This is a genomic window from Ancylobacter sp. WKF20 (genome assembly GCF_029760895.1).
Lineage (GTDB): Bacteria > Pseudomonadota > Alphaproteobacteria > Rhizobiales > Xanthobacteraceae > Ancylobacter.
Genome location: NZ_CP121679.1, coordinates 1,198,519 through 1,209,515, shown reverse-complemented (window position 1 = coordinate 1,209,515; position 10,997 = coordinate 1,198,519). Strand labels below are relative to the sequence as shown.

Sequence of the window (10,997 nt, the reverse complement as noted above, 5' to 3'; positions counted from 1 at the left end):
CCTCATTCCTTCATCTGCCGCAGCTGCTCGGCCGTGGGCGGCTTTGGCCGCTCGAAGGTGATCGGGCAGTTCTTGGCGATGGAAGCGGCTTCGACCGCATCCATCTCGCCCTTTAGGCGGGCCAGCTCATAGGTCTGCGCGTCGTCGCCACCGACGAAGAACAGCGCCGGCCAGAAGACGATGACGCCCACCGTGGTCACCATCACGTCGCTGCTGGCCTGCTTGTTCTGGGCCCCGGTGAGAGCAGCCACGCGCGTGGTGATGCGGCCGGCTTCCAGTTCGATCTGCTTGCAGTCGTAGTGGTCATACTGCAGGGGCGACACATAGGCCGGCGCAACCTTGTCGGCCGTCTTGGCGCAGCCGCCCGCCAGAGCGGCCAGCGCGAGCGCAATGCAGAGCTTCTTCATGGTTTCCCCCGCTTCCCGAGCGAAAACCTAGCGCCACGCGCCCTCGGTTGACCATCCCCCGGAGGCCTCACGCTGCAGGCACCCACACCTTGCCGCGTGAGGCGCCATGTCCAGCTCTCTCCCCATCGGCCCGGCCACCCGCATCGCCGGCCCTTACACCGCCTCTGCCGGGCAGACGGCGTTCAGCTTCGATTTCCCGCTGCTCGATGCCGGCGATCTGCTGGTGGAGACGGCGCCAGCGGACACGCCCAATGTCTGGACGCCGGCCGTGCTCGGCACGGACTACGCGGTAAGCGCCGTGCTGCCGAGCGTGGTCGGCGGCAATGTGGTTTTCACCGCCGGCCGGACGGCGGGCACGCGTGTGCGCATCACCGGCAACGCCGTGGTGGCGAACACGACGGACGCGGCGGCCGGCGGCTATTACGACGCCAACCGCTTCAACCGCTTTTTCGACCGGGTGACGATCTGGGCACAGGAGCGCAAGCGCGAGACCAACGCGCTGCAGGCGCTGCTCTCCACCTCCGCCAATGGGTGGACGCCGCTTGAGGCCATGGCGTCCTATGGCGAGCGCCGGGTGCGCAAGATCGTCGACTGGATCGGCGGGCTCGGCACCAAGCCGGCGGTGAATGTGTATGTCGGGCCGGCCGGCTACACGGCCGACATCGCCGCCGCGACCAATATTCGCGGGCCGGCCGGCGCCGGCCTGACGGTGAAGGACAAGCTGGCCAGCACCGGCGACCTGCCGGAAACCGGGCAGGAGGGCGACGCCTACCTGATCGGCCAGAACCTCTATATCTGGTCGCCGGGCGCCGGCGACTGGGTGAATGTCGGCGGCTTTGTCGCCACGGCGCTGGCAACGGTGAACCATGTGGAGCCGCTGGCGCTCGACATCATGGATGTGTCCATCCCGGTCACCGTGAACGCGCTGCGCACCAGCGGCTACCGCCTCGCCGGCGATGGCGGCGGCGCGCTGTACCGCCGGGCCGCTTCCGAGCCGAGCCATGCCGGCAAATTGCAGAGCGCGGATGGCGCCTGGTGGGAGATCGCCGAGCGCAAGCTCACGCCGCAGATGTTCGGCGTCTATGGCGACGGCATCCATCTCGACCAGGACGCCATGGATGATTTTCTGGCGACGGCGGCCGAGGGCTACATCCCGCCGGGCACCTATAATCTGTCCTCGTTCAATGTCCGCTCCAACCAGAGCATCCGGGGCGCCGGGCGCCGAACCATCATTCGCTGCATCGCCGGCTCGCTGGGCCTGATCTACGGCGCCGCCGTTTCCCATGCCACGGTGGAGCGGATCAAGGTGCAGGTGCCGCCCGGCATCTATGCCACGACGCCGGCGGTGCATCTCGACAGCTGCAACGGCGTCTCGGTCGAGAAGATCTATGTGGATGGCGGCGGCAGCTATGCCGTGCTGCTCGATGCCTGCGACGACTGCACGGCGGAAAAGATCACGGTCGAGAACGGGTATAACGAAAGCGGCATTCAGGTAAACAGCTGCACCAATTGCGACATTATCAACTGCCGGGTGCGTGCCGGCTCGCTGGGCAAATATGGCATCCAGCTGAACGGCGGCTCGTTCAACAACGCGCACAAATGCCGCATCTTCGAGACGCCGGACAATTATTTCGGCATTCACAGTTTCGATTGCAGCTACGCGACGATTTCGCGCAACCGGGTTCTGGATACGCGGCGCGAGGCGATTGCCTTCGGCGGCGCCTGTGTCGGCGTGAAGGTGCAGCACAATCTGTGCCTGTGGACAAAAAACCTTGGCGTGGGTGACTTCGGCATTTCCTGCGCCGGTTACTCCATTGTCGCGATCTGCGGCGACTTCGAGATCAGCCACAACACCATTGTGAATTGCGCGCTCGATGGCGTTGGCGTCGCCGGCTTCACCCAGCGCGGCCTGGTGGTGGATAACATCATCCGCGACTGCTGCTATGCCAATGCGTCGGGCTTCCACGCCGGCGTGCGGCTCTATGGCTGGGAACCCGGGGGGATGTCGGAAGACATCGTCGTCGCCAACAACATGGTGACGAAGATCAATTCGCCCGGCCTGCTCTATCTGGTGTTCGAGGTACCGGGCCTTGGCGCGGTGGGCCGCAACAGCGTCGCCGGGAACAAGGGCTTCGGCCTCGCGGACGATGCCGTCTACATCCTGCCGGGCTCCACCTCCACGCGGGCGCTGAACAGCGACGATCTGCCGGCGCTGACCTTCAATTCCATCATCACGGCCAGCAGCGGCACCCTCACCACGGCCAACGGCACGCTGCGCTACCAATTCACCGGCAAGCTGGTGCATTGCGTGCTCACCGTGAACATCCCCACCAATGGCACGGGCGCCGCCCAGCTGCGCGCCAGCCTGCCCTTTGACGCCGTGGGCGTGCTGATGGGCCGTGAAACGCTGGTGACGGGCGTCACCGTCTCCGGCGCGGTCGCCGGAAGCCAGGTGATCATCACGACGTACAACAACGCCTATCCCGGCGCGAACGGCACCAGCTTCACGCTGAGCGGTGTTCTGCGGCTGACCTGACCTCGGTTGACCCTGCGCGGGGCGCTCCATGCTGACACCAGCACAGGAGCGCCCCATGCCCTATGAACCCGGCAAAGACCCCTACGCCAACCTTGGCGCGTCGATCACCTCGCCCGGCCGGATGATCGAGAAGATCACCCCGGCCGATACGGACCTCGCCGTCTATTACAAGGCCGCCTGGGCGTTCTGTCCGCCGGATGTCGCTGGCGGCTTTGGCACGGTGCAGCTGGTGGGCGTCGACAATGCCGATGCCTCCCCCTGCGCCGTGAAGCTGCTGCCCGGCCTGCAGCCCCTGCCCCCCGTCCAGCTGCGCCGCGTGCTCTCCACCGGCACCACGGTGGGCGTCGAGGTGTACGGGATCCGCGACAAATGATGATCGGCACCGGCAACGCCATCACGCAGGTGGCGCTCAGCGGGGCGCGCAACGTTGAGACGGCGCCCGGCGGGTATCGCTTCCTAGCCGTGAAACAGGCAAGCGGCGACTACCCCACATTTTCCATCAAGCGCGCCGACGGCAGCTATGCCGTTTTTGCTGTAAAGGAGCTCTCCTGATGCCTGTTCAGAAGTCCGATGAGCTGCCGACAGCGGCACTTGCCAAGCTCTATGGCGAGGACGCGGCAGGCGTCGTGAGCGCGCAGACTTCCGCTGCGTTCTCAGGCGGCCTCAACGCCGCGGCACTCACCTCGCTGAACCTCGTGGCCGCAGCGGCAGGGTCGTCGGCCTACTTCACGCCGAACGGCATCAACGATCTCAGCTTCAGTAATGCCGGCGGCGGGCAGAGCGTCATCCAGAATTTCACCGCCGACTGCGCGGTAGGTAGCAAGGTCACGCTCATCTATCGAGTGGACAGCGGCGTGATTAACAGCGGGGGATATTTCCGCTGCTACCTCTATCGCAATGGCGCCGGCTCCGCGTCGAGCAACGTAAACCTCAATCCGGACGGGCTGCCGCGTTTGGTGGAAATCACCGTCACGACACGCGCGGCCAATCAGATCGGGTTCTCGTCCGCCAACAGCAGCGGGCGCCTGCATTACATCCTTCTGCCGGGTTCCGTTGCTGATATGAGCGCCTCTGGCAGCATCGCCCCGCTGATGCAGGCGATGTGGGAGATGGTCTCGCATGAGACTGACAAGATCGGGACGCTCACCAATCAGAGCCTCACCACCACCTTGATGGCCACGGGTGGCGGCTGGACCGTCTCGGCGGCCGGCCTGAGCTATTTCACGGCGACGCTGACCGCCGCCAATGACAAGCTGATGTCGATCCGCAGCATCCCAGCCGGCTCGACCGCACTGTTCCTTTACCGCATTCGGCGCTCCAGCGTCGCGTCGATGGCGGTACAGCTCGACAGTTCCGTTTCGGGCTCCGGCAACAAGGTGACGCTCCAGCCGGATGGCAAGTGGCACGGCATCAAGCTCACAGTCGGCGCCAATGGCGCCGACCGCATGGTGTGGGATACGTCGAGCGTCGGTGATCTCGATATCGAGTACGAGCTGATGCTCGGAAATTGGGATGACACGTCGCCGACCTCGCCGGTTGCCCGGCTGATCGACTTTCTGGCGCGCGTCACGGCCGAGCAGCCGGAGTATTGGTCGGTCGACGACCGGCTCATCCTCTACCCCAGCACGGCCTATATGGTGCAAGGGCGCGATGTCTCCTTCTACCTTCCAAACATGCTGGTTCAGCGTCGCTACCCCAGCGACCGCTTCGTGCACTGGCTCACCAGCGCCGGCGCGTCCGACACGGCCAAGCCGCCCTATGCGCAGCAGATTCGCAATTCGCTGCTGGTCAATGAGGCGGATCTGCCGGGCTCCACCTTCGAGCTCGTGCAGGTGGACCCGGACGCGCCCAACACCGTGCGGGCGCGGACGGTCAACAAGGTCGTCGTGCCCGCGCCGTCGTCCGGCACGATCAAATGGACCCATCTCGGAGACAGCCTTGGCCGGTACATCGCGCAGGCGCTCTATTGGCGGCTCGCCGGATTCGGCCTGACGGTGCAGACCTATGGCACCGTCTCGAATGACTTCGACGATGGCGCCGGCACGGTCACGGGCAAGCATGAAGGGCGGGCCGGCTGGAGCACGTCCGACTATATTGGCAGGACGCGACCGGGCACCAACCCCTTCCTGCGCACGCTCACCGTGGCCAACCCCACCGACCTCGCGATCCTCGAAGCAAATCCCAATGTGTGCTTTGCGAACGATGACGCGGCACTGAGCTACGCACCGGGCACTGGTGCGCGCACCAGCTATGCAGCGGACGTTGCCGCCAGCACGGTCAAGGCGACCTATTCCATCTTCTCGTGGTCGACATGGGCGGCCAACGGGTCGGTGAGCATCCCGACGACTGACAAGCTGATCGTCACCTTTGGTCTCGGCCGGAACGATGGCGGCGCGACCAGCGGCACGGCTGCGATGGATACCACCATCATGGCGCTCGGCCAGGCGTTCATTGTGAATGACTTTCGCGCCACCTTCACCAACGGTCGCATCGTCGTCGCCTGCGAGACCAACGGATGGCGGCAGGACGGTTTCTGGAAATGGATCAACCAGACGGCGATCCTCATCCGTAAGAAGCTGGAGCTGTTCGATAATCGGGTCGGCGAGGGCGTCTATCTCGCGCCGGCTTGGGCGCACATGGCGGGCATGGTCTTTTATCCCCATACGGTGGCATCCACCGATGCCATCACGGGGGTTCAAACGCGCAACCTGACAGATGAGGTGCATGCAGTGTCGGGGGGCGGCGGATACCACCAGTACGCCGAGCCGGTGCTGGGGTGCATGCTGCACGCGCTGGCAAATTGACGCCCTCGGTTGACCCTCCCCGCCTGACGCCATTCTGGGGCCTCCTGATCCATGGAGGCCCCGGCCATGCGTGTGAACTTCCGGCCCTCGCTCACCGCCACGCTGAAGCATGAGGGCGGCTATGCCGACCACCCGGCCGATCCGGGCGGCGCCACCATGCGGGGCATCACCCAGCGGGTTTATGACGGCTATCGCCGGCGCCGGGGGCAGGCGCCGACCAGCGTGCGGCATATTTCCTCCGCCGAGATCGAGGACATCTATCGCCTGCAGTACTGGGACGCCTGCCGCTGCGACGAGCTGCCGGCCGGCATCGACTTCTGCATGTTCGATGGGGCCGTGCATTCCGGCCCGGCGCAGGCCGCGAAGTGGCTGCAGCGCACCCTTGGCGTGCGCGCCGATGGCGTGATCGGCGAAGCGACCCTCGCCGCCGCCCGCGCCGTGCCGGTGGGCACCATCATCGACGGCGTGTGCGACCGTCGCCTTGCCATGCTGCGCACGCTCGCCACCTTCCGCCATTTCGGTGCCGGCTGGACGCGGCGCGTGGCCGATGTGCGCGAGCTTTCCAGGCGCATGGCGGCGGGCATGGCGAGCACTAAGGCGACCATCGACCCCGCGCCGCCGGCCGAGCCGGGCGAGCCGAAGGCGCTGCCGCAGGACCGTGGCCTGCCCGACATCATCAAATCGCCCGAGGGCATTGGCGGGCTGGTGAGCATTTTCTCCGCCTTCCTGACCGCCGCGACCGACCCCAGCTCGCCGCTGGCCTGGGCGCTGGCAGCGCTCATCATCGCCGCCATTGCCGGCGCCGGCTTCTACTTCGTGCGTCGCATGCGGAGCGCCGACGCATGAGCGCCCTGGGCTGGCTGCTCGACAACAGCCCCTGGTGGCTCTGGCTCGCCGGCGTCGTGGTGCTGCTCGCGGCCACCTGGTCGGTGTGGCGCCCGTTCTGGCTGCTGATGCCCGCCCCGCTGCGCGCGGCCGCGCTCGCCGCCGGCGCCGCCTTCCTCGCCTATCTCGCCGGCCGCAACCATGGCGCGGCCGGCGCCCAGACCCGCGCCCGAGAAAAGGAGCAAACCCTTGCCGACGACATTCGCAGGAAGGGTGCTGATGCTCGCGCCCGCGCTGACCGTGACGCTGCTGCTGGGCGGCTGCGCGACAACGACGGCTGGAAGCGGGACGACGGGTAAGGCCGTGTGCGACGTGTTCCAGCCGATCCGCTGGGCTGACGCCGACACGGACGCCACCATCCGCCAGGTGAAGGCGCATAACCAGGCGGGCGAGACCGTGTGCGGGTGGCGCCCATGAACGACATGCCGCGCCCGCACGGCACCACGCCCCGGCCGCGCCTGCGGCTGGACTTCACGCTGAACCCGATCAATCTGGGCGCCCTGCTCTCGGTGCTGCTGGGCGCCGGCTATGCCTACGGCCAGCTGACCATGCGGCTTGGCCTGCTGGAAGCGCAGTCGTCGCAGCAGGCGCAGCAGATCATGATGCAGACGGATCTGATGCAGCGGTGGGTGCGCACCGACGAGCAGGTGATCGCCCTTTCCAAGACCGTCGAGAAGCTGGACACCCGCCTTGGCCGAATCGAGCAGCGATAAGTCGGCCGGCATCCGGCTTCATCCCCAGATCGGCCCGCGCATCGTGCGGCCGACGCGGCAGACGGCCGAGCTGGTGATCGAGCTGGCGCCTGTGGATGGCGACCCCGTGCCGGCGCTGCGGATCCCGCTCGATGACGCCCGCGTGCGGCGCCTCCTGGTCGAACTGGCGGGCGCCATGGGTGGCATGTGGCGCCCCGAAAAACATGGGGTTGAGGAACAAAAGTCGCACGTGCGACCGTGCGACCCCGTCGCAAGGGTCGCACGTTCTGCTGATGTTCTCATTGCAGAGGCGCGCGCCAGTCGCAAAAAGCCCCATCATGGCAAGGGCTTATAATGTGGTGAGCCCGCTGGGACTCGAACCCAGGACCCCATGATTAAAAGTCACGTGCTCTACCTGCTGAGCTACGGGCTCCCACGCCGGGGGGATTAAGGGTTTCGACCGGCCTTGGCAAGCCGCCCATGGTCGCGGGCAGTGGTCGCGCACAGCCGGCGTGTGGAGCGATTGCCGGGATGCACGCCGCTGCTGTCGTCCAGGCGTCTATTGCACGGCTGCAAGATCGCTCTGTCGATCATACCGCTTTCGCCATGAAGGTGCCGGTACTAGCTTCGCGCCACGCATTCAGCAGGGCCGCACCCGGTCCGGCGATCCGACCCAAGGAGTTGATCCCATGGCCAAAGTTCTCGTTCTCTACTACTCGACCTATGGTCACATCGAGACCATGGCGGAGGCCGTCGCCGAGGGCGCCCGCGAAGCTGGCGCGACTGTCGACGTGAAGCGCGTTCCCGAGACGGTGCCGGAAGACATCGCCAAGGCGAACCACTTCAAGCTCGACCAGAAGGCGCCGGTCGCCACCGTGGACGACCTGAAGAATTACGACGCCATCATCTTCGGCTCGGGCACCCGCTTCGGCTCCGTCGCCTCGCAGCTGCGCAGCTTCATCGACCAGACCGGTGGCCTGTGGTTCGCCGGTGCGCTGGTCGGCAAGGTCGGTTCGGTGTTCACTTCCTCCGCGACCCAGCATGGCGGCCAGGAATCCACCATTCTCGGCTTCGTCCCGACGCTGCTGCATCACGGCATGGTCGTGGTCGGCCTGCCCTACGCCTTCGCCGGCCAGATGGGCCTAGATGAGATCAAGGGCGGCTCGCCCTACGGCGCCGCGACGATCACCGACGGCGACGGCTCGCGCCAGCCTTCCGAGGTCGAACTCGCCGGCGCCCGCTTCCAGGGCAAGCATGTGGCAACCATCGCCGCCAAGCTGCACGGCTGATCGACCATCGCGACGTTGTCCCGGACCGCGCGACGCGCGGAGCCGGGACCGTCCTCCGATATCACGCGATCCCGGACCGGGCCGATGGCCCGTCCGGGATGACGTCGTCTAAGGGCGCGCTATCGCGCCTCAGCGCGCCGGAATGTCGCCGCGCGCCCAGCCTTCCTTCACCTCGGCCTTGTACGCCTCGAAGCGTCCCTCGCCGATGGCGGCCCGCGCGCCGGCCATCAGGCTCTGGTAATAGGCGAGGTTCACCCAGGTCAGCAGCATGGAGCCCAACATCTCGTCGCAGCGGATGAGGTGGTGGAGATAGGCGCGCGAATAGTCCCGCGCCGCCGGGCAGCCGCTTTCCTCGTCCAGCGGGCGCGGATCATTGGCGTGCCGGGCGTTCTTCAGATTGATCTTGCCGAAGCGGGTGAAGGCCAGCGCGTGCCGGCCGGCGCGGGTCGGCATCACGCAGTCGAACATGTCGACCCCGCGCGCGACTGCCTCGATCATGTCGTCGGGCGTGCCGACGCCCATCAGATAGCGCGGCTTGTGCGTCGGCAGGATCGGCGCGACCACCTCGATCATCGCCAGCATCACCGCCTGCGGCTCGCCAACCGCGAGGCCGCCGATGGAATAGCCGGGGAAGTCGATATCGACGAGGCCGCGCGCGGATTCCTCGCGCAGCGCCGGGTCGTCACCGCCCTGCACGATGCCGAACAGCGCCCTGCCCTTTGGCTGGCTCTCGAACGCCTTCTTCGACCGCTCCGCCCAGCGCAGCGAAAGGCGCAGCGCACGGGCGATCTCGTCCTTGGTGGCCGGCAGTCTCACGCATTCGTCGAGCTGCATCTGGATGTCCGAGCCGAGCAGGCCCTGGATCTCCACCGAGCGCTCCGGCGACAGCTCGTGATAGGAGCCGTCGATGTGCGAGCGGAAGGTGACGCCCTTCTCGTTCATCTTACGCAGCGCCGCCAGCGACATGATCTGGAAGCCGCCGGAATCGGTGAGGATCGGGTGCGGCCAGCGCATGAAGCTATGCAGGCCGCCGAGCTCCGCTACCCGCTCGGCGGTGGGGCGCAGCATCAGATGATAGGTGTTGCCGAGCAGGATGTCGGCGCCGAGTTCGCGCACCTGCTGCGGGTACATGCCCTTCACCGTCGCGGCGGTTCCGACTGGCATGAAGGCCGGCGTGCGGATGATGCCGCGCGGGGTCACGACCTCGCCGAGGCGAGCCGCGCCATCGGTGGCTTTCAGGCGATAGTGGAAGTCGATCTGTTCGTTCATGCGCGGGCTTTTGGCAGCAAAAGGCAGGCGTCGCCATAGGAATAGAAGCGATAGCCCGTCGCAATCGCGTGGGCATAGGCGCGCTTCTGCTCGTCATGACCGATGAAGGCGGCAACCAGCATCACCAGCGTCGAGCGCGGCAGGTGGAAATTGGTCATCATCCCGTCGGTGAAGCGGAAGCGGTAGCCGGGCGTGATGAAGATGTCGGTCTCGCCGCTCCACGCGTGAAGCGAGCCATCCACGCCGGCGGCGCTTTCGATCAGCCGCGTCGCCGTGGTGCCGACGGTGACGACCCGCCCGCCCCGCGCCTTCACGGCGGTCAGGGCGGCAGCGGTAGCGGCGGAGACCTCGCCCCATTCGGCATGCATCCGGTGTTCGCTGGTGTCGTTAACCTTCACGGGCAGGAACGTGCCGGCACCGACATGCAGCGTGACGCGATGCGTCTCGACACCGCGCTGCTCCAGCCGGCGGATCAGCTCGGGCGTGAAGTGCAGCCCGGCGGTGGGCGCGGCGACCGAGCCTTCCTGATTGGCGAACATGGTCTGGTAGTCCAGCCGGTCCTGCGCATCATCGGCCCGCTTGGCGGCGATGTAAGGCGGCAGCGGAATATGGCCGATCAGCGCGATCGCTGCGTCGAGTTCGGCGCCGGCCCCAACGAAGCGAAGCGTCACCTCGCCGCCCTCACCCTTCGCCTCCAGCGTCGCCTTGAGCGTGTGGCCCCCGTCGGGTGAGGCGAAGACGATGATGTCGCCCGGTGCGAGGCGCTTGCCCGGCCGGGCGAGGGCCAGCCAGCTATCGGGGGCGATGCGCTTGTGCAGCATCGCCTCGACCTCGACGCCCTCGCCCTGCGAGCTGTCGCGGCGGCGGATACCGACGAGACGCGCGGGCAGCACGCGGGTGTCGTTCACCACCAGCGCGTCGCCGGGCTGGAGGATGTCCGGCAGGTCGCTCACCCGGGCATCGGTCAGCTCGGGATCGCCGCCGGCGCGCACCACCAGCAGCCGCGCCGCGTCGCGTGGCGAGACCGGGCGCAGCGCGATCCGCTCATTGGGCAGCTCGAAATCGAACAGGTCGACACGCATCGCGAAAACTCAGCTTCAGAAACAGCGATCCCG

General features: G+C 66.8%; 12 protein-coding genes and 1 tRNA gene. 9 read left to right on the top strand and 4 right to left on the bottom strand.

Annotation, left to right across the window (positions count from 1 at the left end; all coding sequences use genetic code 11):
- Nucleotides 1-2 precede the first annotated feature (2 nt).
- A complete protein-coding gene (locus tag AncyloWKF20_RS05490; protein ID WP_279316891.1) occupies nucleotides 3-407 on the bottom strand; it encodes a hypothetical protein in 405 nt (134 codons plus the stop codon).
- 106 nt (nucleotides 408-513) lie between these two features.
- Here AncyloWKF20_RS05490 and AncyloWKF20_RS05485 point away from each other — a divergent pair, with 106 nt between their 5' ends.
- From AncyloWKF20_RS05485 to AncyloWKF20_RS05450, 8 genes are all read left to right on the top strand, one after another.
- A complete protein-coding gene (locus AncyloWKF20_RS05485; RefSeq protein ID WP_279316890.1) occupies nucleotides 514-2,943 on the top strand; it encodes a right-handed parallel beta-helix repeat-containing protein in 2,430 nt (809 codons plus the stop codon).
- A 55-nt stretch (nucleotides 2,944-2,998) separates the two neighbouring features.
- Nucleotides 2,999-3,316: a hypothetical protein gene (locus tag AncyloWKF20_RS05480; protein WP_279316889.1), complete on the top strand. Its 318-nt coding sequence runs from the start codon at nucleotides 2,999-3,001 to the stop codon at nucleotides 3,314-3,316.
- A complete protein-coding gene (locus tag AncyloWKF20_RS05475; RefSeq protein ID WP_279316888.1) occupies nucleotides 3,313-3,495 on the top strand; it encodes a hypothetical protein in 183 nt (60 codons plus the stop codon). The genes AncyloWKF20_RS05480 and AncyloWKF20_RS05475 overlap by 4 nt, the downstream gene beginning before the upstream one ends.
- The gene (locus AncyloWKF20_RS05470; RefSeq protein WP_279316887.1) at nucleotides 3,495-5,747 is read left to right on the top strand and encodes a hypothetical protein; all 2,253 of its coding nucleotides are present in this window, start codon (nucleotides 3,495-3,497) and stop codon (nucleotides 5,745-5,747) included. The genes AncyloWKF20_RS05475 and AncyloWKF20_RS05470 overlap by 1 nt, the downstream gene beginning before the upstream one ends.
- 66 nt (nucleotides 5,748-5,813) lie before the next feature.
- Nucleotides 5,814-6,593, top strand: coding sequence for a glycoside hydrolase family 108 protein (locus tag AncyloWKF20_RS05465; protein ID WP_279316886.1), 780 nt, complete (start codon nucleotides 5,814-5,816; stop codon nucleotides 6,591-6,593).
- Nucleotides 6,590-6,931 carry a hypothetical protein gene (locus AncyloWKF20_RS05460; RefSeq protein ID WP_279316885.1) on the top strand — a complete coding sequence of 114 codons (342 nt, stop codon included), beginning with the start codon at nucleotides 6,590-6,592 and terminating at the stop codon, nucleotides 6,929-6,931. Before AncyloWKF20_RS05465 ends, AncyloWKF20_RS05460 begins: the two co-directional genes overlap by 4 nt.
- A gap of 114 nt (nucleotides 6,932-7,045) precedes the next feature.
- Complete coding sequence (locus tag AncyloWKF20_RS05455) at nucleotides 7,046-7,345, top strand: hypothetical protein (RefSeq protein WP_279316884.1); 300 nt, start codon at nucleotides 7,046-7,048, stop codon at nucleotides 7,343-7,345.
- Nucleotides 7,323-7,679 carry a hypothetical protein gene (locus tag AncyloWKF20_RS05450; protein WP_279316883.1) on the top strand — a complete coding sequence of 119 codons (357 nt, stop codon included), beginning with the start codon at nucleotides 7,323-7,325 and terminating at the stop codon, nucleotides 7,677-7,679. The genes AncyloWKF20_RS05455 and AncyloWKF20_RS05450 overlap by 23 nt, the downstream gene beginning before the upstream one ends.
- A 2-nt stretch (nucleotides 7,680-7,681) precedes the next feature.
- Here AncyloWKF20_RS05450 and AncyloWKF20_RS05445 read toward each other — a convergent pair.
- Nucleotides 7,682-7,757 (bottom strand) — tRNA-Lys (locus AncyloWKF20_RS05445).
- A 256-nt stretch (nucleotides 7,758-8,013) separates the two neighbouring features.
- Here AncyloWKF20_RS05445 and wrbA point away from each other — a divergent pair.
- Complete coding sequence (gene wrbA / locus AncyloWKF20_RS05440) at nucleotides 8,014-8,613, top strand: NAD(P)H:quinone oxidoreductase (protein WP_279316882.1); 600 nt, start codon at nucleotides 8,014-8,016, stop codon at nucleotides 8,611-8,613.
- Nucleotides 8,614-8,742: 129 nt separating this feature from the next.
- On the opposite strand, the gene tgt is transcribed toward wrbA, so the two are convergent.
- Nucleotides 8,743-9,882, bottom strand: coding sequence for a tRNA guanosine(34) transglycosylase Tgt (gene tgt / locus AncyloWKF20_RS05435; RefSeq protein ID WP_279316881.1), 1,140 nt, complete (start codon nucleotides 9,880-9,882; stop codon nucleotides 8,743-8,745).
- Nucleotides 9,879-10,964 (bottom strand): tRNA preQ1(34) S-adenosylmethionine ribosyltransferase-isomerase QueA, encoded by a 1,086-nt coding sequence (queA, locus tag AncyloWKF20_RS05430; RefSeq protein WP_279316880.1) that lies wholly within the window; start codon nucleotides 10,962-10,964, stop codon nucleotides 9,879-9,881. Before queA ends, tgt begins: the two co-directional genes overlap by 4 nt.
- Between the last annotated feature and the right edge of the window lie 33 nt (nucleotides 10,965-10,997).